The following is a 24,768-nucleotide window of genomic DNA, read 5'->3' on the forward strand; positions in this document are numbered from 1 at the left end:
TACCACTCTGGTTAGGCAACACCGAAAATCCACTTGAGTGAGAAGAAGAAAATAATCGCTAAACCGGCACCCGCCGGCAGCGTGACTACCCAGGAAACGACGATTGTACGAATAATGCCAAAGTTCAGCGCCGAAATACCCCGTGCTAAACCAACGCCCAATACCGCACCTACCAAGGTTTGTGTTGTTGATATCGGTAATCCGGTACCAGAAGCAATCACAACTGTCGTTGCCGCTGCCATCTCAGCCGCAAAGCCGCGGCTGGGCGTTAAATGCGTGATCCCTTGACCAATAGTTTTTATCACTCGGTGACCAAACAGGGCTAAACCAGCAACAATTCCGATACCGCCCAAGGGTAAGATCCACCAAGCGAGACTTGCACTGGACGTTATTTGTCCACCATTGCTTACAACACTGACTACTGCTGCGAGGGGACCAATTGCGTTAGCGACGTCATTTGACCCATGTGCGAATGCCATACAACAGGCAGTCACAATCATCAGGATCGCGAATACTTTCTCAACATTCGATTGTTGATGTTCGAGCGTGTCATTGGCGTCGAATTTAATCCGATTGATCAGCCACACACCCAATAGCCCTACACCAACTGCGATAGCCACTGCCAGTAAATAGCCGTGTGCATCGGGCAGACCCAAGCCCACGTGCTTGAGACCTTTCTTGATCGTAACCAAAGACATGACAAAACCGGCGAGCGCCATATAAAAAGGCACATAGCGACGCGCATTAAGAAATGGGGTTTTGGTTTGAAATATTAGCTTGTCGGCACTCATAAATATGCCGTATGCGATCAATCCGGAAATAGCCGGCGTAATAACCCAACTCCCTACGATCCCACCAACTTTACCCCAAGCAACCGCGTCTGAGCTGACACCAACCGCGGTGAAACCTACGATTGCACCAATGATTGAGTGGGTAGTTGATACCGGCCAACCTTTAAATGAGGCGACCGCTAACCATATGCCCGCCGCTAGGAGCGAAGCAATCATGCCGAGTACCAAGTACTCAGGCGTAGGAATAAAATAATCTGCGTCGATGATCCCTTTGCGAATGGTCGAAGTGACCTCACCACCCGCTAAGTATGCGCCAGCGAACTCAAACACCATGGCAATAATAATTGCCTGCTTGATCGTTAGCGCTTTAGAGCCGACAGACGTCCCCATTGCATTAGCGACGTCGTTTGCGCCAATACCCCACGCCATAACAAAGCCAAATAGCGCGGCGAGAACAATAAGAATGAGGCCATAACTTTGAATAATATCCACGCTATCAGGCCCTTATCGTTGAAAACACTTCCAGTTTAGACGCACGATGTACGTGTTCACTGTTGAATATAACCATAGTATTGCCGCTGTAGAAGCATTACTGAAAACCAAACTGCCGCGCATGATACCTTAAGCACATAAGAAGCCATAGTATATTTGTCGAAAATTTTATTCCGACAACTCATCTATTTTCTTTTGCATGCTTTCAATGGACGCATGACGCACATCAGCTCCGCCGGATAAATACACCACGTATTCGCAAATATTTTTACAGCGATCACCCACTCGCTCAAGTGAGCGCAATGCCCAAAGTACTTCAAGCCAGTCATCCATCAACTCTGGATGCTGCTGCATTTCCTTCGACGTATAACTAAGCAAGGCCTTATATTGGCTATCAATTCGGTTATCCTGTTCGTATACATCAAGCGCTGCTTGTTCATCTTGCCGAGCAAATGCGTTAAACGTGCCTCGCATCATGTGAATAATGTGCTCACCAATGGCCAACATACTGCTTTTTATCGTTTCTGAAGCTGGCAAGTTATTTTTTGTCACCAACTTAGCAATGCGTTCAATTTCATCGCCGATCCGTTCTATGTCAGTGGTTGCCTTGGAAATAGTCATAACTAAACGTAAATCGCTAGCGGTTGGATGACGTTTGGCAATTATCCGCATGCATTCTTCGTCGATCTGTACTTCCATCGAATTGACCTTGAGATCATTAAGAACCACTTTTTCAGCCAAACCGGCATTATTTTCGCGTATGGCTCGCAATGTATCGACCATTTGCTGCTCAACCTCGCCGCCCATGGTTAAAACCGAGTTGCGCAGATTTTCCAATTCAATATTAAACCGACCTGAAATATGGGTATTAAATTTTACTTGGCGCATAGTATCCCCAATCGTTAGCCGTAACGGCCGGTAATATAATCTTCAGTTTGTTTCTTCTTCGGCATTGTAAACAGAGAATCACTGTCCGCATATTCCACAACTTCACCTTGATGAATAAATGCCGTGTAATCAGAGACCCGAGCAGCTTGTTGCATATTATGTGTCACAATGACTACCGTGCAGCGCTTTTTTAAACTGATCATAAGCTCTTCAATGTACAACGTCGTTAGCGGGTCTAGCGCTGAAGTCGGCTCATCAAGCAATAATATTTCGGGTTGTAGCGCAAGCGCGCGAGCAAACACTAAACGTTGCTGTTGACCACCCGATAAAATATTGGCTGAATCAAATAACCGATCCTTCACTTCGTCCCACAGTGCAGCATCGCGCAATGCTTGCTCCACCGCATCGTCTAAACTGCGGCGTTGATTGATGCCTTGCAGTTTTAAGCCGTAACAGACATTCTCGTAAATACTCATTGGAAATGGATTGGGCCGCTGGAATACCATACCCACTCGTGCGCGCAAACGTGCGACGTTCTCGCGCGGATGATTAATATTGCGCCCATCAATTTCGACTTCTCCTTGATAACGGCACCCATCAATCAAATCATTCATCCGGTTAAAACTACCGATAAGAGTAGACTTACCACACCCACTTTGACCGATTAACGCAGTTATCTGATGCCGCGGGATCCGCATCGAAACATCCGTTAACACCTGCTTTTTGTGAAACCATAGATTTAAATTCTTGACGTTAATGGCGGTTTGCTCGTCAGACAGTTCAGTAAGATCTAGTTTGTCATGCTCAAAGAGGTTTAACATGGTCAATTATTCCTGCGAATAGCGCTGTCGAAGCCGAGAACGTAAGTTAATTGCAATCAAATTCAGCCCAAACACACAGACTAGCAGCAACAGACAAGCCGCAAACATCATTGATGTGCCCTGCAAACTGGTTTGGCTATGAAACGCACCGTCATAAATTAATACGCCTAGGTGCATAAACTGACGCTCTAAATGTAAAAAAGGAAACTCGCCATCCACTGGTAACGACGGCGCAAACTTGACTGCGCCTACTAGCATTAACGGTGCAACTTCGCCAGCGGCTCGAGCGATGGCCAGGATCATACCAGTCATTATCCCTGGGCTCGCAATGGGTAACACGGTATACCATATGGTTTCAATTTTAGTTGCACCTAACGCATAGCTACTGTTGCGGATCCCTTGTGGCACACGCTTCAGCCCCTCTTCAGTGGCCACCACCACTACCGGTAGTGTGAGTAGTGCCATGGTGAGCGACGCCCAAAACAGTCCTGGACTACCAAAAGTTGGCGAGGGTAGATGCTCGGCAAAGAACAAACTATCAATACTGCCACCAATACCGTATACAAAGAATCCCAGCCCGAACACGCCATACACAATTGAAGGCACACCGGCCATATTACTCACGCCTATACGCAAGGCACTAGTAAAGGCATTCGCGGGCGCATATTCACTTAAATAGATGGCCGCTAGCACACCGAACGGCGTAACAATTAAGGTCATTAATAAAACCATCAGAATTGTGCCGAATAAAGCAGGAAATATCCCACCCGTTGTATTCGTTTGCTTCGGTGACTCAAGCAAAAAAACAGCGACGCGCGATAAACTGAGACCGATCTTACTTAACGTTGATAGACGATTAGGAAAATACACATGGGCCACTTCAGACAAGCGAATGGTTGCTTGTTGTCCTGTAGCATCCGCGACCTGCAGTGCATAATCATTCAATGAGTTCTGTAATTCATTGATTGCATTCTGGAAATGGAAAAATTGTTGCTCTAGTTTCTCGCGGGCTGGCGCATCATCAGCAACTCCTGAGCGATTAAGCTGTGCGATTTGCCGATGGATTGGTGATAAATGTCCGTCCCGGATACGTGTTATCTGTACTTCCAAAGCCTCAACTTGGGCTCGCACTGAAGGTAGTTGAGTGATCGTTACCATGCTTTGGCTGGGAGTTTTCAGCGATTGCGCTAGAAAGAAAAAGTGATCACCGTTATCCATGTGTAGCTCGATAACGTTGGGATCAATGCGGCTCTCAATTAACTGCTGAGCGTTGATGATCACGGTCTCAGATTGGATCCCACCGGCCATTATGAAACTCGACTGCAAACTATACTCAAGATCGAGTTCCTGGTTTTTAGCATGTTGCCCCCAGCGGTTAGCCGACGCGTTGGTCAACTGTTTCTTGGCAAACACGTGGCGAGTTTGTCCTTCGAGCTCGCGAAAGTTAATAGTCTCAATTTCTTGCGGCCAGAAAAATGCAGCCCCACGGATCATGATAAAAAGCAATAGAGTGACTAAAGCGACCAATAAAATTGCGGTCATTGTGGCTGCCGTAACTATAGCGAGTGACTGCCGCTGAGTATGACTAAATAGCTTTTCCTTCATCAGCTTAAGTGACCTCGCCGCGCTCTCATGCGCAGCAACTCTGCGAATGTATTTATCACAAAGGTGAACAAAAATAACAAACAAGCCGTCAAAAATAACACCCGATAATGTGCACTACCCACTTCCGCCTCAGGTAATTCTATGGCTAAATTGGCGGTCATTGCTCGCAATCCGGCTAATAGATCCCAATCAGCCACGGGCGTATTGCCAGTTACCATTAGCACAATCATAGTTTCACCAAAGGCGCGCCCAAACCCGAGCATTAAGGCTGCCAATATGCCTGGAAAGGCTACTTTGATTACAACATTACGCAAGGTCTGTAAACGTGTTGCTCCTAGTGCAAAAGAGGCCCGCTTTAAACTTTCAGGCACCCCTTCGATGGCATCTTCAGCGAGTGAATAAATCGTTGGTGAAATTGCAAGACCTAAAGCAATTGCAACAACCAGCGTCGTCTTACTGATTTGCGCACTAATACTGAGATAACCTTGCATAAAGTCGAAGGCATTAAACAAAGCAACAAAAACATCAAATGCAAAAAATAGACAAATCATCGCAATAGCAATAACGATTATACTAACAGCAGGTAATTCCCAATACTTGCGTATTCGCTCAGGCAATGAGCCAGCAAGCCATGCGTGGATTGAGGCAATCGCCATGAGCACCAACGGCATTAAAACAACGAAAAAACAGATTGCTACTAAAAACTGTTCGGCAAGTGGTGCTAACCAAATTGCAGCAATAAAGCCGATAATCACCGATGGGATTGCTTCCAGCATTTCGATCGCGGGTTTGATTTTTGTGCGTAAGCTTGGATGCACAAAAAAGGCGCTATATATAGCAGCCCCGAGTGCTAGTGGAATGGCTATCAGCAACGCCACTAACGATGCTTTTAACGAACCGATAATTAGCGGAACAACGTTAAATTTACTCAGCTGATAATCAGTAGCATTAGTTGTTTGCCAAACATAATCCTGTTGTTGGTAACCGCCATACAGTTGTGGCTCAAACAATGTCGAGAAGGTCGCCGTGCTATCCCGGTTTTTCACCAACCATTGCGTCACACGCTGGCCAGTGTGCATGTACAAATTATTACCAAACCAAGCGAGCGCCGCAGGTTGCTCTGCAAATTGGTAACGGTGTAGCACCTCACCACTGACTCGGTTGAAAAGCAAAGTGCGCGCTTGATCCGTTAGGATCAGTCCGAGATTTACACTCGGATCAATATGCACACTTAACGGATTCTCTCCCGTGTCTAAAGCGATGCGATACAATTCAGCAAGTAAGAATTGTCCTTCTCGGTTAAATAACGTCCACTTGCTAACACCACCCGGGCTTTCGCTAAGATACAAGGAGCGAGGGTCGTCGGTTGCGAGCAAAAATCCAGCGGCTGGTTGTGCCAGGCGTTCGATGCTGGGCTTTGCATCGCCCAGCTTCCATAATTCAACCCCGCCGCTTGTTACATACGCAGATGCGTTCGCCGAGGGCAATGCCACATACCAATCATCAGTGCTGTAATTCTGCGTCTGCACGACTGACGGATTGTCTCGCTCAACCCAAAGTAAAGGACTCTGTTGACCATCGCGCAGTCGCAGGATAACCCATGCATCAGTAACCTCGATCTGTTCAATCGTTGCTTGATGATACTCATGCGGTATTGCGCGTGAAAGAATCGGCTGTATCGTCAGGTCGCTGCCAGCAGTAACTACTTGTTGCACGCGCGCTAGTTGCTGATTAGATACTTCAACCACATAGATATTTTCCCCCTGTCCAATGACGCGTAGAGAAGATGAGCAGGAATGTGGTGTGTTTTTTACTAACTTAAACTGATTACTAACGGATAAAATATAAAAATGTAAGGCACAATCATTACTCTTAGTGATTAGCAACCCGCCTTGGTCCAGATCGCCAATATACTCCACCGAGTCGTGCGGGGGCATATTCAACTCACCTAATGCAGCAATTTTGGGGGACTGGAACAAAGGTAAAGCTTGACTTAGCAAATGCCAAATCAGCACGCCCAACGTGAGCAGTACTGCCCAACCAAAAAACACAACAACTCGTTGCGCAAAATAGTCTATTCTGTCGCGATGTCGTTGGCGGGAAAGCGTGGCGTGTTGCATGAAAAAGATAAAACATCGTTACTATTTAACGTCTTGCAGCAGTGTAAGTCGTGCTATGGTAATAGCAAGTATTAATTAGTTAAGATTCTGTTAAAGCAGAGTCTCCCCTACTGATTTGCAATGGAGAATTTATGAAATCCTTGGTGATGACATTGATCGGCGAAGATAAAACTGGGTTAGTTGATAGTTTAGCAAAAGCCGTGCGCAACCATGGTGGTAATTGGCAAGCCAGTCGGTTTGCCCATATGGCCGGTCAGTTTGCCGGTTTTGTCGAAGTCACTATCGCCGAAGAGCAGGCTGACGAGTTGGTCGAAGCTATCAATCAGTTACCTCACGTAGCCATTCAAATGGTTACCGTTAAAGCGACAGAAAAGCCATCTGGCAAAGTCGTTCACTTTAGCGTTATGGGTAATGATAAACCGGGAATTGTTAGTGAAATCACCGCGATCTTGCAGCAATTCAACATTAACATACAAAAATTCAGCTCTGAATGCGTAAGTGCCCCGAATTGGGGGAATTTGATGTTTCAAGCTGAGCTGACCGTTGCATTACCTGAAGATGTTGAATTAGATGCGATCCAAGAAGCCCTCGAGGCAATCGCGAATGATTTGGTTGTCGATATTAGCTTTGCCTAAAATCATCGAACCGACACAAAAGTGTCGTAAAATGCAGTGATAATTGTTGATTAATAAAATAGTTACTGGCTAATAATCAAGAGCAATAAGCAATATGATGGATGAAGAACTGTATTACCCGAAAGAACTGAGTTGGCTTTCATTTAACGAAAGAGTCCTACAGGAAGCCGCAGATAAAAATAATCCAATTGTGGAGCGGATCCGGTTTCTTGGGATCTATTCAAACAATTTGGATGAGTTCTATCGTGTCCGTGCAGCAGATGTAAAGCGCCAAATCACTATTGCATTAAATGAAGATAATGAAGAAGAAGCCGCCCGCCAAACTCAATTAATGGCCGACATTCAAGCTAAAGTGGTCGAGTTATCCGCGAAATTCAATGAAATACATCGTGATGTAGAGAAAACGCTGGCACGTTACAATATCCACATCATTCGCAAGAATGATCTGACCGAATATCAAAGTCATTGGCTAAAAGACTTGTTCCGGAATAAGATCTTGCGTCACATCGCGCCAATATTGATTGATAGCAAAACCCAGTTACTCGACCGTCTCAATGGCACTTCGGTTTATTTATACGTTGCTATTCGGCGAGAAAACCGCAATACCAAGTACGCGGTGATTCAGATACCAACCGGCGAAATGTCGCGATTTGTCGTGATCCCCCCAGAAAAGAGCCGAAAAAAGAAGCATATCATTCTGGTCGACGACATCATCCAGTTGTGTTTGGATGATATCTTCCGCGGCTTTGTAAAATACGATTCTCTTGAAGCTTTCTCATTTAAACTGACCCGTGACGCTGAGTACTCTATCAATGACGAGATCGACGAAAGCTATGTAGAAAAAATGTCAGAAAGTATGAAGCAGCGCATGATTGCCGAGCCGGTTCGTGTCATTCATGACAAAGAGATGCCTGAAGATATGTCGAAAGACCTGCGTAAACGCCTTAAAATCAGTCGCCTCGATACAGTACTAGCCGCCGGACACTATCGAAATTTTAAAGATTTTATTGGCTTTCCCAACGTTGGCCGAGAGTACTTAGAAAATCCACCGATGCCGGCAATTAATACGCAAGCCTTTGCCGCACACAATACGGTTTTTGATGCCATCACGGCAAAAGACATACTATTGCACTACCCCTACCACAGGTTTTTGCACTTTACCGAGTTTGTTCGTCAAGCAGCGTTCGATCCAAGCGTAAAAGTGATCCGCATCAATATCTATCGGGTTGCTAGCCATTCGCGCATCATTAACTCTTTGATCGATGCTGTCGATAATGGCAAGAAAGTGACGGTCGTTGTAGAGCTTCGTGCGCGCTTTGATGAAGAGGCGAATATCGAATGGTCAAAACGCATGACAGATGCAGGTATCAGAGTTGTGCTGGGGATCCCTACACTTAAGATCCACAGTAAATTGTGTGTGGTCAGTCGTGAGGAAAAAGGTTCACTCGTGCACTATGCGCACATCGGTACTGGGAATTTCAATGAGAAGACGGCAAAGATCTACACCGATTTTTCATTGTTTACCCGTAATCAAGAGATTGCCGAAGAGGCAGTGAACGTCTTTGACCTCATCAATTACCCGTACCGCCGCTATAAATTTCAACACTTGCAAATCTCTCCGCTGAATGCGCGCACCAAGATCCAGTCGTTGATCCGTTCTGAGATCCAACATGTTAACCAAGGGGCGAAAGGGGCGATAACATTTAAAATCAATAATCTGGTCGATAAGGAGTTGATTGATGACCTGTATCGGGCAAGCCAAGCGGGCGTAAAAATTAGAGGCATCGTGCGGGGCATGTGTTCATTGATCCCTGGTAAAAAGGGGCTAAGCGAGAATATCCAAATTATCAGTATTGTTGACCGTTTCTTAGAGCATCCGCGGGTGATGGTATTTGAAAACGCGGGAGATAAAAAAGTCTTTATCTCCTCAGCGGATTGGATGACTCGTAATATGGATAATCGTATTGAGGTTGGCTGCCCCATATACGATCCAGAGCTTATCAAGCAACTCATCGATATTTTGGACATTCAGTTTAAAGATACACTTAAAGCACGAATTATCGACGAACAGCAACAAAACAACTATGTAAAACGAGGTAACCGTAAAAAGCTACGCTCGCAAATAGAAATATATGATTACCTAATAAAACAAGAAGAGAAATATGTCGCCGATTGATAATGTTCTCAATGACATTGAAGTCCGCGATGCTGAAAAAGTGGCAGCACTGGACTTGGGTTCGAATAGCTTCCACCTCGTAGTCGCTCGTATCGTTGCTGGGTCTGTACAAATTGTCCATAGGGTAAAACAGAAGGTACGTTTAGCTGATGGCCTTGTTGAGGGTTATTTGACGGAAGAAGCTATCCAGCGAGGCCTGGATACGCTAGCTGTTATCGCGGAAAGTTTGCAGGGATTTGAGCGCGAGAGCGTGAAAGTGGTAGCCACCCACACACTTCGAAAAGCCAAGAACGCACATGTATTTCTCAATCGCGCGCGCAAGGTGTTTCCCTACCCTATCGCAATCATCTCGGGGCCAGAAGAAGCGCGACTTATCTATAGCGGCGTAGCACACACGCAACATTCCGAAGGACAACGATTGATCGTTGATATCGGCGGTGGTTCAACCGAATTCGTGATTGGCGAAGGCTTTGACGCCAAATTGTGCCGTAGCCTACAAATGGGCTGCGTAAGCTACAATCAGCGTTTTTTTCCTGACGGTAAATTAACTGAGAGCGCATTCAATCGAGCAATCACTGCCGCGCAACAAGCGCTCGAGTTAATTGATATAAAGTATCGGCGGTTAGGATGGCAGCAATGCATTGGCACATCAGGAACGATCCGCACAATTCACACGCTATGCCAAGAAGGTACAGATAAAAGTCTCCCCATCACGTTAAAGCTACTGAAGAAACTTAAAGCAGAGTGTGTCGCGGCTAAACATATTGACGCCTTGAGTCTACCGGATCTATCAGAGGATCGACGCCCCGTATTTCCTGCCGGTCTAGCGGTCTTAATTGCCGCGTTTAAAAGTTTGCATATAGACAGTATGGAATATTCCGCAGCAGCATTGCGCGAAGGTGTGCTCTATCAAATGAGTGAAACACTAGAGCACAATGATATTCGTAGTCGCACAGCACAGAGTCTGGCAACACGATACGATGTTGATACCGAGCAAGCGACCTTGGTTCATGGCATGGCCTTAGCACTATTTGATGCTTGTTCAGCAACATGGAAACTAGCTGATGAATCCTTACGCAGCATGTTGGGTTGGGCTAGCTTGTTGCATGAAGTTGGGCTGCAAATAAATTCCAGAGGCATCCAACGCCACGGCGCTTACATTCTGCAAAATGTTGATATGCCCGGCTTTAACCAAGAGGAACAATTGCTGCTGTCTACGTTAGTTCGCTTCCAACGCAAAAAGATCCGCACTGAGGATATCCCTGAGTTTGACCTCTTTGATGTCAAAAAAGTGTTGCGTTTAATAGCGTTGATGCGACTTGCGGTGCTGCTTAATATAAAACGGCAAGCAGACTTTTTACCTGACATCCATATAGGTTGTGAAGGAAAAGCATTAGCTCTGCGTTTTCCCGAAGGTTGGATTGATGAGAAACCGATTTTCCAAGCTGATTTAGAGCAGGAAAAAGTGTACTTTGCAGCCTTAGGTTTGGAATTAGTGATTGATGGGTAGTGGCGCGCTCCCAGCAAGACCAAAAATGTTTGTGCATCGGTGATGTGACGACGAGGCAGCAAGGGAACCGTGACAATGAGAGAATCAAATCAAGCCCATCTACTTGAAAAACTGCTCGCTGACTTAACCGTTAATGGGTGGGAGCTAGGTCATGGTAATACTGATAAAACATCTGATTTTCATACTGTTTACTACGTCGATCCTGAATTAAAGCTGAAACGGATCGTTAAGGTAAGCAAGAATGCCTTTGTATCTCATACCAACAGTCTTTCCGGAACTATCGATGAGCTTGCGACATACATTGTTGACACCTTAGGCGCGCAGCCGTCACAACCCTGTGATGAAAAAATTTTAGCTAACTATATTCAACTGACACGTGAATATGAACAGTGGATGCACAGTTCTGAATCAGTACGTGCGCACTTACATTTCCTCATCATCCACTACAGAAAGCATGATTTGGTGCGACCTGTTGTATTTCCATCACACACGCCCATTGCAACAGTTGATGAGGTTGAAGCGATTGTGGAAGACTATCTGCGACTCGACCAGATGCGGCATCCAAGTTGGTTTTAATGCCAGTGATTCGAAGCTTAATCCAATTACTATCTATGTCTATGCCGTTTACGCCCTTGCGGAACGCTATATCGGATAACCAATACGCCGAATAACAACCATAGCAATCCCCATACTGATCCCCCACTCCCATCATTATTTGGACTTGGTGTTGGTGGTGCTGGTGTTGGTGTTGGTGTTGGATCAGGTGCAAATAAGTCACTGCCATCATCAATAATGCGTAATGACTTATCGCTACCGCCACGATCGGTTGCGGCATCACCGGTCGTATTTTCATACTGTTGCCATGCGCCTGATTGAAAATCGACTACTGTGGCCGGATTTGTATCTAAACGCTGGCCAGCAAAATCATTGGTTTCAATTTCTAGTGCTAGGCGGGTTAGTTCAGACCAGTCAAAATCACTGCCCAGCGTGAACTCAACGGTAAATGTATCCGTTCGGTAACGGGCAAAGCCATCTGTGTTTAACCATTGACCCGCTGCTGTATTAATAACCCATTCTCTGTCGGTTGTACCATTATTCCCAACCCACTTAAGACTGATATCTACGGGCTCACTCAATGAACCGAAACCAGCAACAGCGCCTTCATCGAGCCAACGCATGGGTTTATTAAATATCACATGGAGTTGATAATCGGTTTGTGCAGATAATTCACTTGACTGCAAAGTCACCAATTCGCGAACGTTACCCTTTTGCTGCCATTCCAGATCCACAAGCAAGGTCTCGCTGTGTGCATCCCAAACCTGCAAACGCTGTGCGTAGGGTACATCCGTTATTGCATACAAACCCGCCATGGTTGCGCGTGTCTTTTCCCCGCGCATGCGAGCCACCTCACTGGCGGGCAAAATAAACCCATCGTGCGATACCCCAAAACCACCATAGTCTGCGCCCGAATTTTGCGGCTCCAACTCCAATGTGTAAGCGGGTATATCATAGGTCAGCGCAAAATATTCATCGGTTGCACCAATACCTGCACCTGAAGACGAGGGGGCGTAGCTGTATTTGGCTCGTTGGGTTTGCGGATCGCGATTCGCTTGGCGCATAACGGTAGCAAGTTGGTCTAAGATCCCATTGCGCCTGATATTACTCGTGTACGGTGCAAAATACACTTGCGTGAACGAATGTACATCGGTGTAAAAACGTAACCTTGTCTCACCAGCCTCAACTGCGGCCTGCTGCAATGCCTGTGTTTCAGGTTCTGACGCGGGCCCCGCACCATGATAAACAATAGATGCAGGATCATCAGAGCTGCGTTGTGGATTAGTCCCCCAGTAAGGCGCGTTGTTACGATTTAAGTCAATTCCGTTTAAATTATCAAAATCTGTATCTAATGATGTATCAACATTGCGCATATTCTTACGCCGCATCCGGCCATCGCGCGGTGACGCTTGCGTATTAGTGACTTGGTTTGGATAGCGTTGGGTTTGTAAATAACCATCAATATTGAGTACTGGAATAACCAGTAGATTTAGGTTTTCTAACAAATATTGCGCTAAGTGCTGGTCATTTTCATTGGCTGCTAAATACTCGATGAGCGCGGTTGTCACTTCTGGAGATTGCCATTCTCTGGCGTGGATCCCACCATTGATCAGCGCACTCCCCTCAACTCCCCCATTCCTCATATCTGCATCGCCATCGCTAAGTTGGTATGCCCAAATGGGCAATCCATTTAACGTCTGCCCTACCTGTATTGGGGAGATATTTTGACTAGTAGCCGCGAGTTGTTGATGCCGTAAATGCAGGCTTTGATAGGTACGAAAACCATCGATTGGGGTAAGAGAATCAATCGGTACAGGCACTTCATACCCCAATGGAATAAGGTTTTGACCCGTTTCAGTATTGGTGTAAATCAGGGTATTCGCGAATGCGCACGATGACAAAACAGCAAAGGTAGCACAGACAATACTTCTCATCGCTCACCTCCTTGAGAGGGCAAGCGTTCTAAGAGCACTCTGCTGGGCAAATCGTACTGCTCGATTTTCTCTATTAACGCGGTACGAAAACTATTCTCCGGCATAAATTCTAAAGCAGCCACCGCTTGCCACTGCAACTCAGGGTTTTCGATAGCCTGTTCTAAATACTTTTGAGCCTGTGTATCCGTACTATGATGCCTAGCCAATAAATTCAACGCTTGTGAGCTCAGCGCAGGATTGCTTATTGCACGTCCTAGCAAGTCTACAAGTGCATAGTCATCAAAGGCCTCTACAGTCTGTTGGACAAACCGATGGGAATATTCGTCCGCTCTGCGTTGCAGAAGGGCTCGTGCGAGCGTTGAGGAACGGCCAACCAAGGCGATCCTTGCGAGTATCCGGTTGGAATCTCCAACATAAGCTAAGCCATAATTTTCAAAATGCTCGGCTACTGCGTGTGCCTCTGCACTCGTAAGACTGTCTATCCACTGCACAAGAGCATCTGATTGCTCTGCTGCAAGATTATTCAGCAGCACCGGCCAGTTAAGTTGAGCTTGCTGCCAATCCTGTTCGAGCATAGCTGTAAGGCGTTTAACACGCCATATGTATTGAGTTGCTTTGGCCTGCTTAGCTAAATTGACTACACTCATTAGCGTGTGCGGGTGATCAGGGTTAGCTACTGTCAATTCACGCGGATCGGCAAGCATAGCCTTAACCCACTCACTTTGCGCAGGAGATGCCGCCGAGCGTTTGGCTAGCTGTTCAAGCCAGCGCTGAATTTGCAAGACCTGCTGTGTCGGCTCCAATTCAGCTATTGTTGCTTGCCATGCACCTGATTGTAAGGCCGTATCCGTTGGCAGCGGCAACGTAACTCTATCTTGTAACAGCGTAAGATGATGCACTGATGTGTGTAGTGTACTAGCTTGAGCTGAATTCGCTATACACATCAGCAAGAACATGACAGCTGTTCGCATCGTTCTCTCCTTAATGCGACTAACTGTAATACTATAGACCAATACTACTGGGGTTCATGCACTTTGTGACGAGTGGGAGCTCCTATCAGCCCCAATAGGTTAGAATTCGCTCCTTGGTTATCCTTAAACGGATGACATCAGCGTTCACTGTGCAGGTTTTTTAGCGTACCGGTGGTGAAATACGACAACAAGTAATTGAAGTGTATGAATGATATTAATGCGACAAAAAAAAGGAGCTCAACGAGCTCCTTTGTATGCTGTTTAGCTATTTCTTATCAGGTCAACGATGCCTGATAAATACTTTCGATGGTAGCATCCAAAGTCGCATTGAATTCTTCATCCGTTTGAGCGTATGACACACCTTCGGTCAATGCACGTGAGAAAGAAGCAATCATGCCATTATTCTCAGTTAAGCGCTCATTGGCTTCTTCGCGGGAATAACCACCAGACAACGCCACGACTTTAAGCACATTGGGGTGCTCAACAAGCTCACGATAAAAATTGGCTTCTTCAGGCAAGGTCAGTTTCAACATCACTAATTGGTCATTGGCTAGCAGATTTAATTGCGCCAATAATTCAATTTTAAGCATGGCTTCGGCACGCGCTTTTTGTGGACTATTAATGTCCACTTCTGGTTCGATAATCGGAACCAAGCCAGCTGCCATAATCTGTTTACCCACTTCAAATTGCTGCTCGACTACCGCCTTGATACCGTCCAGGTTTGCCATCTTGATCACTGACCGCATTTTGGTACCAAAAATATCTTGCGCATTAGCTTTGGCCAACAACGCATCCAGATCCGGCATTGGCTTCATTACTTGTGCACCGTTCTCTTCATCCGCAAGGCCTTTATCGACTTTTAAAAACGGTACAACCTGTTTGTCTTGCCAGAGGTAATGCGATGACGGTTTACCTTCGATGGTTCTATCCAAGGTATTTTCAAATAAAATAGCACCAAGTATGCGGTAACCATTAAACGCTGGACTAGTAACGATACGCGTGCGCATGGCATGCACAGCCGCGAACATTTCGTCGTCATTGCTGTAGGCATCCTCATCCACTCCATAGAGCTTGAGAGCCTTCGGGGTGCTACCACCACTTTGGTCAAGTGCGGCAATAAATCCTGCGTTATTCTTCACTTTTTCAAGCATCGCCAATTGCGCTTCAGACGCCATGTGACTACTCCTTTTGTATTGCCTGTAAGGCATGTAGGGTCAAAGATTCAATCATTATTATTATTGTTATTTCGTATAGTTTATCAGTATTTTTCCGCTAAAACCGCTACTGCTGGTAGGGTTTTTCCTTCTAAAAACTCTAAAAACGCTCCGCCACCGGTAGAAATATAGGATACCTTTTCTGCAATCTGGTATTTATCTACGGCAGCCAACGTATCTCCGCCACCGGCAATAGAGAACGCGGGGCTTGCTGCAATCGCCTCGGCGAGCGCTTTTGTACCTGCGCCAAATTGATCAAATTCAAACACTCCGACTGGACCATTCCAAACAATAGTACCTGCGTTGGCCAAAATTGCGGCCAACTCTTTACTCGAGTCTGGACCTATATCAAACACCATGTCGTCAGCACTTATCTGCTCAACGGCTTTCGTTTCCGCCGCTGCAGATTCAGAAAACTCTTTCCCCGTTACCACATCAACAGGCACCGGAATATAGCCGCCGCGCTGCTCCGCCTGCTGCATTAAGCGCTGGGCTTCATCGACTAGGTCCATTTCCACTAATGATTTACCAACCTCAAAGCCCTTGGCTGCAATAAAGGTATTCGCAATCCCACCGCCAACAATCAACTGATCCACCTTATTCGCTAACGACTCAAGCACCGTCAACTTAGTCGAGACTTTTGAACCGCCGACTATAGCGACCAATGGACGCTTAGGATTCTCTAACGCCTTGCCCAGTGCATCGAGCTCCGCCGCCAACAACGGGCCCGCACAAGCATCTTTAGCAAATTTAGCAACACCGTGAGTCGACGCTTGAGCACGATGAGCAGTGCCAAATGCATCCATCACAAATACATCACACAAGGCAGCATACTGCTTGGCCAGTGCATCCTCATTTTTCTTTTCACCAGGATTGAACCGCACATTCTCCAGCACTGTGACTTCACCTACCTTCGCATCTACGCCCGATAAATAATCAGTCGCTAAGGTTACGTGCACCGGCAATGCCTCTTGCAGATACTTCACGACCGGTGCAAGCGAATATTCCGCTTCGGCTTGCCCTTCAGTTGGACGGCCTAAATGCGACATAACAATCACAGCTGCACCGGCATCGAGTGCCTTTTGGATCGTGGGTAACGAAGCACGAATCCGAGCATCAGAAGTCACCACACCATCTTTAACCGGCACATTCAAATCTTGTCTTATCAAGACGCGTTTTTGCGCAAGAGCAAAATCGTCCATGGTTTTAATGTTACTAGTGGCTTGACTCACAATGAAGCTCCTCAATTTGGGTTTGAGTTTTATGCATGACAAGCGCGGTATCCAACATACGGTTGGCAAATCCCCACTCATTGTCACACCAGACTAAGGTTTTGATTAAATGTTTATGGCTCACTCGCGTTTGCGTGCCATCAACAATGCACGAGTGCGGATCATGATTGAAATCACACGAAACCAAAGGTTCTTCGGTATAACTTAAAATCGTTTCGAGATCGCCGCGGCATGCATGCTTAATGACCTGATTGACACGTTCAATGTTCACGTTTTCATGCACGGTAACGCTTAAGTCCATCGCGGTTACATTGATCGTGGGCACACGTACTGCGATGGCTTCAAACTTACCAGCGAAAGCAGGCAATATGCGTTCAATCCCGGCCGCTAACCGCGTATCAACCGGTATTATCGATTGGCTCGCTGCACGTGTACGGCGTAAATCAGGGTGATAGGCGTCAATCACTTGCTGATCATGCATAGAAGAGTGAATGGTAGTAATCGTGCCACTTTCGACGCCAAAGGCTGCGTCTAAGGTTTGAATAACCGGCACAATACAATTGGTGGTGCAACTTCCATTCGATACTAATCGATGTTCACGCTTTAGCTCATGATGATTGATACCATAAATAATCGTAGCATCCAGATCGGGTGTTCCGGGCTGTGACAATAAGACTTGTTTAGCCCCTGCTTGCAAATGCAAATCTAGCTGTTCGCGCGAATTAAACTCGCCGGAGCATTCCAAAACAATATCAATATTCAATTCATCCCAAGGCAGCTGACTTGGATCAGCCTGATGAAATAGGCGGATGCGCTGTTCATTGACTAACAAATCGCCATTGTCGCGTCTGACCGGGTAGTGAAAACGCCCGTGCGATGTATCGTATTTGAGTAAATGTGCAATACCCTCAGGTGCAGCGAGTTCATTGATGGCAACAACCTCAATTTCACGCGTTCGGCCGGACTCATACAACGCACGCAGGACATTCCGCCCAATCCGACCAAACCCATTGATGGCAATACGTAGCACCTGAGGGACCTCGCTGCTCACTTACGCGTCAAGCGCCAATGCTGCAGCAACCACTGCGTCTACAGTAATATTAAAGTGCTTGAATAGGTCACCCGCCGGCGCTGATTCACCAAATGTATCCATGCCGATAATCGCCCCATTCAGGCCTACATATTTATACCAGCTGTCTTTACTCAACGCTTCAACCGCGACGCGTTGACTTACCTGTGGCGGTAACACGCTATCACGATAAGCTTTATCTTGCTGATCAAACACATCAGTGGAAGGCATAGAAACCACGCGAACCGCTTTACCTTGCTGGCTTAATTGCTCAGCGGCATCTACCGCCAACTGAACCTCCGAACCTGTAGCAAGCAAAATAATATCCGGCGTTTGCGCGCTATCTTTCAATACATAGCCACCACGACTGATATTATTGACTTGCTCAGGCGTGCGCGCTTGCTGCGGCATTCCTTGGCGGCTGAAAATTAACGTTGTAGGCCCATCCGTGCGTTCAATTGCGGCTTTCCAAGCGACTGCTGACTCCACTTGATCACATGGACGCCAGTTATCTAGATTCGGGGTTGAACGTAACGCAACCAATTGCTCCACAGGCTGGTGAGTTGGACCGTCTTCGCCCAAACCAATAGAATCATGGGTGTAAACGAAAATCGCGGGTTGCTTCATGATCGCTGCCATGCGCACTGCATTCCGTGCGTATTCCATAAACATCAAAAAAGTTGCGCCATAAGGCTTAAAGCCGCCGTGTAACGCGAGACCGTTCATGATAGCCGACATGGCAAACTCACGCACACCATAGTATATATAATTGCCGGATGCATCGTCCGCGGTTAACGGTTGACTGCCCTGCCAAATCGTCAGATTTGAACCGGCAAGATCGGCAGACCCACCCATGAGTTCTGGTAATAATGGACCAAATGCATTTAAGCAATTCTGCGACGATTTACGGGTAGCATCATTCGCTGGATTGGCCTGTAGTTGATTGATATACGCCGTTGACTTTTCAGCCCAGTCAGCCGGTAATTGACCGACTTGACGACGCGCGAATTCATCAGCAAGAGCAGGGTGCGCCTTGGCATAAGCATCAAATAATGCGTTCCATTCCGCCTCAGCAACCTGACCTTTTTCAAGCGCACTCCAGCCAGCATAGATTGCTTCTGGTATTTCAAATGGCGCAAATGGCCAACCTAATGCCTCGCGGGTTAGCGCAATTTCATCATCGCCGAGCGGCGCACCATGACAGGATTCTGTACCTTGCTTATTCGGCGAGCCAAAACCGATAACTGTTTTACAACAGATCAATGTGGGTTGTTGCGGATTGGCCTGCGCCGCAGCAATAGCATCAGCGATTTGCGCAGGGTCATGACCGTCAACACCAGCGATCACCTGCCAACCATATGACTTGAAGCGCGCTGGAGTATCGTCGGTAAACCAGCCCTCAACTTCACCATCAATTGAAATACCATTGTCATCCCAAAATGCAATGAGTTTACCCAAGCCCAGCGTGCCAGCTAATGAACAGGCTTCATGTGAAATGCCTTCCATCAAGCAACCATCACCCAAAAACGCGTAAGTGTAATGGTCAACAATGTCATATCCAGGTTGATTAAACTGCGCCGCTAGCGCTTTTTCGGCAATCGCCATCCCTACCGCATTGGTTATCCCTTGCCCAAGCGGGCCGGTCGTGGTTTCTACACCAGGGGCATAACCATATTCGGGGTGACCAGGCGTTTTACTGTGGAGTTGACGAAACGCTTTTAAATCATCAATCGAGACATCGTAGCCGGTTAGGTGCAGAAGCGAATACAGCAACATAGAACCGTGACCGTTCGACAGCACAAAGCGATCACGATTAGCCCAATCTGGATTCGCTGGATTATGTGATAACACATCACCCCACAGCACTTGTGCTATATCGGCCATGCCCATGGGCGCGCCTGGATGGCCTGATTTTGCCTTTTGCACGGCATCCATGCTGAGCGCTCGAATTGCATTTGCGAGTTCACGACGAGAGGGTGTATTAGACATGTCATCTCCTGATTGATCTTTTTCCAGCGCTAGGGCGTTCTGGATTGCTTGCACTGTCACCGTTTGAGGTCGGCTATTCTCACTCAGAGAGGACCTTAGTTCAACGGCTTTCGCATTGAAATTTAGCCTCGTTAAGAGGTGAAGGCCGCGGCAGGTGCCAGATTGCTTGAAAGTGTCAAGCTAAGTTAACAAATAGACTTTTAGACGTCTAGAAGTAAAGACTGGTAATTTACAATAGAGACGTTAGACTATACCCATTAAACCCATTGACTGAATGTCTGTGTTAGAGGGAGCCGCAATGGCAAAACATTTATTTACGTCGGAATCTGTCTCAGAGGGACATCCGGATAAAATCGCTGATCAAATTTCTGATGCAGTGCTCGATGCAATATTACAACAAGACCCCCACGCCCGCGTGGCCTGCGAAAGCTTTGTGAAAACTGGCATGGTATTAGTCGGCGGTGAGGTTACCACCTCGGCTTGGGTTGATATTGAAGAACTCACGCGTGAGACCGTACGCAACATTGGTTATACCCATTCAGACATGGGTTTTGATGCCGATTCTTGCGCAGTGTTAAACGCGATCGGTAAACAGTCTCCCGATATCAATCAAGGTGTAGATCGCGCCCGTCCAGAGGATCAAGGTGCGGGTGATCAAGGTTTAATGTTCGGTTATGCGAGCGACGAGACTGACGTTTTAATGCCTGCGCCAATCACTTACTCGCATCGCTTAGTGCAACGTCAAGCGGCGATGCGAAAGTCCGGTGAATTACCATGGCTACGCCCGGATGCGAAATCACAAGTCACGTTTGTGTATGAAGATGATCGTCCGGTGGGGATTGATGCTGTTGTGCTGTCAACTCAGCACTGTGACTCTGTATCAACAGCCGACCTGCGTGAAGCGGTGATGGAACACATCATCAAGCCCGTACTACCAGAGCAATGGCTGAGCAAAGAAACTCAGTTTCATATTAACCCCACGGGACGCTTTGTGATCGGGGGGCCTATGGGAGACTGCGGCTTAACTGGTCGTAAGATCATCGTTGATACCTATGGTGGTATGGCTCGCCACGGCGGTGGTGCGTTCTCGGGTAAAGATCCGTCGAAGGTCGATCGCAGTGCAGCCTATGCAGGTCGCTATGTAGCTAAGAATATTGTTGCTGCTGGTTTAGCGAAACGTTGTGAAATACAAGTGTCATATGCGATCGGAGTTGCCGAGCCAACGTCAATTAATATCGATACCTTTGGGACCGGCGTTATTGCCGACCAGGCATTAACCCAATTAGTGCGCGAGCACTTCGATTTGCGCCCGTATGGACTAATCAAAATGCTTGACCTCGAGCGCCCTATCTATCAACCAACAGCGGCGTATGGGCACTTTGGGCGAAACGAGTTCCCATGGGAGAAAACCGATAAAGCTGACGCCTTGAAAGCAGCAGCTCAGCGGTTGGCTTAAAAATAGTCAACTCTGTTTTTACCTACATTCAGATAAACAATAAAAAGCGCTCTAAAATTGAGCGCTTTATTGATCTCTGAATTAAAACTGATCGAAAGGATAATCCTTAGGAATACCACAACGGTGAATATTCTTTGCATGATTCGGCAGGGGCGGTTCTTGATAAAATGCCTTGTCAGGTTCATCTAAATAAACATCGACACCCTGACTAACCATGCGCTGATACATCCATTGTTCAAATAGCCACCCAGCGAATACACACACCGGAAAAATAGCGACATAATGCAGCGGCTCCCAATCGCGGAGAATTAAAACGATGCCTGCCAAACTGACAGTAAACACGAGTGGAGCAATCATCAAGCGAAGACAGTAACCAACCTGACCATAGGTTCGAAACATGTATAGCCGCCCTACTTGTAATACATTACGTTGATAACGTACCCCTCGATGCTTGAGGCGTTTAACGCGATCGACCATTTGCTCGGCTAGCATAACTCTACCTCTGCTGACTTACAGCGCGATAAATACTATGCTAGCGCAAACGTTGCATTTTAACACCTGTACTTTTGAGTTGCTTATTGCGCTGAAGGTTTAGCGTGATGCAGACCGAGCTTAACGGCATATTTTTTGGTGATGATATTAGCTGCAATACCACCAATTACACCCGGAGCGATCCAAAACGCCAGTTGCCATTGACCCAACTCAGCAAAGATGACGCGCCCCCCGAAAGCTAAAAATGCTGTGTAAGCGCCGATAGCAGACCCGATAATAGTACCAATATGCTCCAATACCCACTCGCCTTTCTTAAGCTGAGTCTTTAAACAATAGCGCAACAATCCATAACCCAACACGCAGCCCAAAAGTCCAAATATCGTGTGTAAGTGGCGATTGGCTAGGAATCCTGTGACAGCCAGAGCTGAGCCCGCCAACACCAATATGACGAGTGGCAATATATAATGCCAACGGCGGAGCGACTCGCGATCCTGGCGCACCTGTAAAACAGCAACCCCGTGTCGCGTAGTAACAAACGACAATAGACTCAAATACAATAAGAAGCTCCAAAATATCCTGATACTGGTGATTGCTGCTGCGGGGTCGCTCGCGTAAATGATCAGGTCTGATTTTATCGCCATGGGCGCCATCAGAACCATAATTGCCATTAGCGCTCCGCTGCCCGCTACTGCATACATTGTGTTTACGTAAAAATGCCCGTAAGTAACATGATTCAATTGGCCCTTTTTACTCAACATTGGGATCCAAAATAGGATCAATGCGGCTGTACCCGTCAGTATATGAATAACGAATAAAATTGAATGTATGCCTGACATAACTTAATTCCTCTGAATTATCTCGGATATAAGGTTACGGTCAGAGCAAGAGGCCCTGTAGTGTCAAAAGTCATTACTTTAAAGATGACTTTTGACCTATTGGGTTAGTCGGTATTTTTCGGCATACTGCAGCAAGGAATTACGGACAACAAGCATAATGAGCCGCACAGCAAAAATCCTGAGTCAAAGCATTGAGTGGTATAGCGCGTTTTTCACGTGGCTGCTAGTAAGCCTTTCTAGCCTGTACTTTATGCAGCAAAATGCGCATTTTTCGCTCACTGACTTGCTCATTGTCGCCGGCTTGTACATTAGTTTTTTTGTGGTTTGGACAGTCACCATTCGCGACCGGCCCTTCAACAAAGAACCGCATTACCGGATTGCCCTATTTGCCATCCAAGTGGTCATCATTATGGCAATTTACTATTCTGTACCTTATACCTACAACGCTATCTTTATGGTCATGGCGGGGACTGTGCTGCCCTATTTCATGAGCGTTGCACGGGCAGTATTTGTCTCGCTCTTGTTAACCATTCCGCTCTGGCTGATTTATCAATGGCATTGGCAACGCGAGGGTATGCTGATCACAGCGCTCTTGTTTTGGACATTTAATCTATTTGCCATCGTCATCATTAACGCCATGCTAAAAGCTGAAAAGGTACAGCAAGCACTGGAAGAGAAGAACCGTGAATTGCTTACCACTCAAGCTTTATTGACGGAAGCCACTAAGCAATCCGAGCGCGTTCGTATCGCACGCAATATCCATGATCTGCTCGGTCATCATTTGACAGCAATGACAATAAAACTTCAGGTTGCAAGCCGCTTAAGTGATACAGCAACCAAACAACACATCGATGAGTGCTACCAATTATCAAAACTATTATTAAGTGACGTCAGAGAAGCTGTTAGCGAGATCCGAGAGAAGTCATCGCTGGATATCGTAGCCGCAATCTCGGCTATCCAACAGGCGGTTCCACAACTGACGCTAACGCATGATATTGCCAAAGAGGTCAATATTGAAGATGTTAACCAAGCTGAAGCGATCCTGCGTTGCGTCCAAGAGTCGATCACCAATACCCTCAAGCACAGTAACGCAACCCAGTGCACTATTTCTTTACACAACTTTGCTGATCATTGGCAATTAACGATAGCCGATAACGGCACTCAGAAAAACTTAGACTTTACACTCGGTAATGGTCTAAAAGGGATCGAGGAACGGATGGCAGCCGTGGGTGGTCGAGTACATTTCAAAGCCACAGGCAGCGGGTTCATAACCACCGCGACAGTGGAGCGATAAACATGCCGCATCGAGTTCTTCTAGTTGACGATCAAGCGTTAGTGCGCTCAGGTATAAAGAGCCTGCTCAGCTTATCAGAAAGCGTTACTGTTGTTGATGAGTGCTCCGATGGACTGGCCGCTGTACAATGGCTGACGGCCGAAAACGCCCCCAATATCGATATCGTTTTAATGGATATTCGAATGCCTCAACTGGACGGCATTGGTGCATTGCAACAGCTTGTAGCGGCCGGTGTGAAGACACCAGTATTGATGCTCACGACCTTTGATGATCACCAATTGATCTTGCAAGCAGTGCATGCCGGAGCGAAAGGCTATCTGTTAAAGGATGTATCATTAGAAACCTTAATCGAGGCAATTGATGCTGTGGTTGACGGTCAATCGTATATTCAACCGGCGATAACCGAACGCTTGTTGGTGAGTATGCAGAATTCTCCGGCGCAAAATGGAACTGAGAGTCAATCTCTTATTGAACCACTCAGCATCAAAGAGCAGGAAATATTACGTTTAATGGCAGCAGGTTGCAGTAACCGTGAAATTGCTCACAGTATGCATAAGTCTGAAGGCACTATCAAAAACCAAGTATCAAGTATTCTGGCCAAACTAGGCGTCAGGGACCGCACTAGAGCGGTACTTAAAAGTATTGAGTTAGGGATTATCTAAGGCGGTACAAATTGAGTTTTCACTGT

General features: G+C 46.6%; 20 protein-coding genes. 7 read left to right on the forward strand and 13 right to left on the reverse strand.

Annotation, left to right across the window (positions count from 1 at the left end; all coding sequences use genetic code 11):
• Positions 1 to 11: 11 nt before the first annotated feature.
• The 5 genes from AC121Z_RS13055 to AC121Z_RS13075 form a co-directional block, all read right to left on the reverse strand.
• Positions 12 to 1,283: an inorganic phosphate transporter gene (locus tag AC121Z_RS13055; RefSeq protein WP_498124456.1), complete on the reverse strand. Its 1,272-nt coding sequence runs from the start codon at positions 1,281 to 1,283 to the stop codon at positions 12 to 14.
• A 168-nt stretch (positions 1,284 to 1,451) separates the two neighbouring features.
• On the reverse strand, positions 1,452 to 2,171 hold the full coding sequence (gene phoU / locus AC121Z_RS13060) for a phosphate signaling complex protein PhoU (RefSeq protein WP_100656016.1): 720 nt from the start codon (positions 2,169 to 2,171) through the stop codon (positions 1,452 to 1,454).
• Between the two features lie 14 nt (positions 2,172 to 2,185).
• On the reverse strand, positions 2,186 to 2,992 hold the full coding sequence (gene pstB / locus AC121Z_RS13065; protein ID WP_498124457.1) for a phosphate ABC transporter ATP-binding protein PstB: 807 nt from the start codon (positions 2,990 to 2,992) through the stop codon (positions 2,186 to 2,188).
• Positions 2,993 to 2,998: 6 nt separating this feature from the next.
• The gene (gene pstA, locus AC121Z_RS13070) at positions 2,999 to 4,597 is read right to left on the reverse strand and encodes a phosphate ABC transporter permease PstA (protein ID WP_498124458.1); all 1,599 of its coding nucleotides are present in this window, start codon (positions 4,595 to 4,597) and stop codon (positions 2,999 to 3,001) included.
• Complete coding sequence (locus AC121Z_RS13075) at positions 4,597 to 6,717, reverse strand: ABC transporter permease subunit (RefSeq protein ID WP_498124459.1); 2,121 nt, start codon at positions 6,715 to 6,717, stop codon at positions 4,597 to 4,599. Before AC121Z_RS13075 ends, pstA begins: the two co-directional genes overlap by 1 nt.
• A 131-nt stretch (positions 6,718 to 6,848) precedes the next feature.
• On the opposite strand from AC121Z_RS13075, the gene AC121Z_RS13080 reads away from it, so the two are divergent.
• The 4 genes from AC121Z_RS13080 (at position 6,849) to AC121Z_RS13095 (ending at position 11,614) form a co-directional block, all read left to right on the forward strand.
• Positions 6,849 to 7,352 carry a glycine cleavage system transcriptional repressor gene (locus tag AC121Z_RS13080; RefSeq protein WP_498124460.1) on the forward strand — a complete coding sequence of 168 codons (504 nt, stop codon included), beginning with the start codon at positions 6,849 to 6,851 and terminating at the stop codon, positions 7,350 to 7,352.
• Between the two features lie 94 nt (positions 7,353 to 7,446).
• Positions 7,447 to 9,528, forward strand: a complete 2,082-nt coding sequence (gene ppk1 / locus AC121Z_RS13085) for a polyphosphate kinase 1 (RefSeq protein ID WP_498124461.1) — start codon at positions 7,447 to 7,449, stop codon at positions 9,526 to 9,528.
• Positions 9,515 to 11,038 carry an exopolyphosphatase gene (ppx, locus tag AC121Z_RS13090; protein ID WP_498124462.1) on the forward strand — a complete coding sequence of 508 codons (1,524 nt, stop codon included), beginning with the start codon at positions 9,515 to 9,517 and terminating at the stop codon, positions 11,036 to 11,038. The genes ppk1 and ppx overlap by 14 nt, the downstream gene beginning before the upstream one ends.
• A gap of 75 nt (positions 11,039 to 11,113) precedes the next feature.
• Entirely contained in the window at positions 11,114 to 11,614 is a 501-nt protein-coding gene (locus AC121Z_RS13095) for a hypothetical protein (RefSeq protein ID WP_498124463.1), read from the forward strand.
• Positions 11,615 to 11,643: 29 nt separating this feature from the next.
• On the opposite strand, the gene AC121Z_RS13100 is transcribed toward AC121Z_RS13095, so the two are convergent.
• The 6 genes from AC121Z_RS13100 to tkt form a co-directional block, all read right to left on the reverse strand.
• Complete coding sequence (locus tag AC121Z_RS13100; RefSeq protein WP_498124464.1) at positions 11,644 to 13,527, reverse strand: M14 family zinc carboxypeptidase; 1,884 nt, start codon at positions 13,525 to 13,527, stop codon at positions 11,644 to 11,646.
• Positions 13,524 to 14,498, reverse strand: coding sequence for a hypothetical protein (locus AC121Z_RS13105; RefSeq protein WP_498124465.1), 975 nt, complete (start codon positions 14,496 to 14,498; stop codon positions 13,524 to 13,526). Before AC121Z_RS13105 ends, AC121Z_RS13100 begins: the two co-directional genes overlap by 4 nt.
• Before the next feature lie 275 nt (positions 14,499 to 14,773).
• Positions 14,774 to 15,673: a fructose bisphosphate aldolase gene (locus AC121Z_RS13110; protein WP_498124466.1), complete on the reverse strand. Its 900-nt coding sequence runs from the start codon at positions 15,671 to 15,673 to the stop codon at positions 14,774 to 14,776.
• A gap of 83 nt (positions 15,674 to 15,756) precedes the next feature.
• A complete protein-coding gene (locus AC121Z_RS13115; protein WP_498128255.1) occupies positions 15,757 to 16,914 on the reverse strand; it encodes a phosphoglycerate kinase in 1,158 nt (385 codons plus the stop codon).
• Positions 16,915 to 16,927: 13 nt separating this feature from the next.
• Positions 16,928 to 17,974, reverse strand: coding sequence for an erythrose-4-phosphate dehydrogenase (gene epd, locus AC121Z_RS13120; RefSeq protein ID WP_498124467.1), 1,047 nt, complete (start codon positions 17,972 to 17,974; stop codon positions 16,928 to 16,930).
• Between the two features lie 21 nt (positions 17,975 to 17,995).
• Positions 17,996 to 20,002: a transketolase gene (gene tkt, locus AC121Z_RS13125; RefSeq protein ID WP_498124468.1), complete on the reverse strand. Its 2,007-nt coding sequence runs from the start codon at positions 20,000 to 20,002 to the stop codon at positions 17,996 to 17,998.
• Positions 20,003 to 20,300: 298 nt separating this feature from the next.
• On the opposite strand from tkt, the gene metK reads away from it, so the two are divergent.
• Positions 20,301 to 21,458 (forward strand): methionine adenosyltransferase, encoded by a 1,158-nt coding sequence (gene metK / locus AC121Z_RS13130; protein ID WP_498124469.1) that lies wholly within the window; start codon positions 20,301 to 20,303, stop codon positions 21,456 to 21,458.
• A gap of 81 nt (positions 21,459 to 21,539) precedes the next feature.
• On the opposite strand, the gene AC121Z_RS13135 is transcribed toward metK, so the two are convergent.
• Both AC121Z_RS13135 and AC121Z_RS13140 read right to left on the reverse strand, forming a co-directional pair.
• A complete protein-coding gene (locus tag AC121Z_RS13135; RefSeq protein WP_498124470.1) occupies positions 21,540 to 21,950 on the reverse strand; it encodes a hypothetical protein in 411 nt (136 codons plus the stop codon).
• Between the two features lie 83 nt (positions 21,951 to 22,033).
• Positions 22,034 to 22,786 (reverse strand): hypothetical protein, encoded by a 753-nt coding sequence (locus AC121Z_RS13140; RefSeq protein WP_498124471.1) that lies wholly within the window; start codon positions 22,784 to 22,786, stop codon positions 22,034 to 22,036.
• 157 nt (positions 22,787 to 22,943) lie between these two features.
• Between AC121Z_RS13140 and AC121Z_RS13145 the strand changes: the two genes are divergently transcribed.
• Both AC121Z_RS13145 and AC121Z_RS13150 read left to right on the forward strand, forming a co-directional pair.
• On the forward strand, positions 22,944 to 24,080 hold the full coding sequence (locus AC121Z_RS13145; RefSeq protein ID WP_498124472.1) for a sensor histidine kinase: 1,137 nt from the start codon (positions 22,944 to 22,946) through the stop codon (positions 24,078 to 24,080).
• A gap of 2 nt (positions 24,081 to 24,082) precedes the next feature.
• Positions 24,083 to 24,742, forward strand: a complete 660-nt coding sequence (locus tag AC121Z_RS13150; protein WP_498124473.1) for a response regulator — start codon at positions 24,083 to 24,085, stop codon at positions 24,740 to 24,742.
• Positions 24,743 to 24,768 lie beyond the last annotated feature (26 nt).

The sequence above is a fragment of the Alteromonas sp. DYW1 genome, from assembly GCF_059752595.1.

Excerpts from the sequence above, each read along its gene's own strand:
- AC121Z_RS13100 (WP_498124464.1), bottom strand. The coding sequence starts at position 13,527 with ATGAGAAGTATTGTCTGTGCTACCTTTGCTGTTTTGTCATCGTGCGCA.
- AC121Z_RS13150 (WP_498124473.1), top strand. The coding sequence starts at position 24,083 with ATGCCGCATCGAGTTCTTCTAGTTGACGATCAAGCGTTAGTGCGCTCA.
- pstB (WP_498124457.1), bottom strand. The coding sequence starts at position 2,992 with ATGTTAAACCTCTTTGAGCATGACAAACTAGATCTTACTGAACTGTCT.
- AC121Z_RS13105 (WP_498124465.1), bottom strand. The coding sequence starts at position 14,498 with ATGCGAACAGCTGTCATGTTCTTGCTGATGTGTATAGCGAATTCAGCT.
- phoU (WP_100656016.1), bottom strand. The coding sequence starts at position 2,171 with ATGCGCCAAGTAAAATTTAATACCCATATTTCAGGTCGGTTTAATATT.
- ppx (WP_498124462.1), top strand. The coding sequence starts at position 9,515 with ATGTCGCCGATTGATAATGTTCTCAATGACATTGAAGTCCGCGATGCT.
- AC121Z_RS13110 (WP_498124466.1), bottom strand. The coding sequence starts at position 15,673 with ATGGCGTCTGAAGCGCAATTGGCGATGCTTGAAAAAGTGAAGAATAAC.
- AC121Z_RS13135 (WP_498124470.1), bottom strand. The coding sequence starts at position 21,950 with ATGCTAGCCGAGCAAATGGTCGATCGCGTTAAACGCCTCAAGCATCGA.
- tkt (WP_498124468.1), bottom strand. The coding sequence starts at position 20,002 with ATGTCTAATACACCCTCTCGTCGTGAACTCGCAAATGCAATTCGAGCG.
- pstA (WP_498124458.1), bottom strand. The coding sequence starts at position 4,597 with ATGAAGGAAAAGCTATTTAGTCATACTCAGCGGCAGTCACTCGCTATA.
- AC121Z_RS13115 (WP_498128255.1), bottom strand. The coding sequence starts at position 16,914 with ATGGACGATTTTGCTCTTGCGCAAAAACGCGTCTTGATAAGACAAGAT.
- AC121Z_RS13080 (WP_498124460.1), top strand. The coding sequence starts at position 6,849 with ATGAAATCCTTGGTGATGACATTGATCGGCGAAGATAAAACTGGGTTA.
- AC121Z_RS13075 (WP_498124459.1), bottom strand. The coding sequence starts at position 6,717 with ATGCAACACGCCACGCTTTCCCGCCAACGACATCGCGACAGAATAGAC.
- ppk1 (WP_498124461.1), top strand. The coding sequence starts at position 7,447 with ATGATGGATGAAGAACTGTATTACCCGAAAGAACTGAGTTGGCTTTCA.
- AC121Z_RS13140 (WP_498124471.1), bottom strand. The coding sequence starts at position 22,786 with ATGTCAGGCATACATTCAATTTTATTCGTTATTCATATACTGACGGGT.
- metK (WP_498124469.1), top strand. The coding sequence starts at position 20,301 with ATGGCAAAACATTTATTTACGTCGGAATCTGTCTCAGAGGGACATCCG.
- AC121Z_RS13145 (WP_498124472.1), top strand. The coding sequence starts at position 22,944 with ATGAGCCGCACAGCAAAAATCCTGAGTCAAAGCATTGAGTGGTATAGC.
- AC121Z_RS13095 (WP_498124463.1), top strand. The coding sequence starts at position 11,114 with ATGAGAGAATCAAATCAAGCCCATCTACTTGAAAAACTGCTCGCTGAC.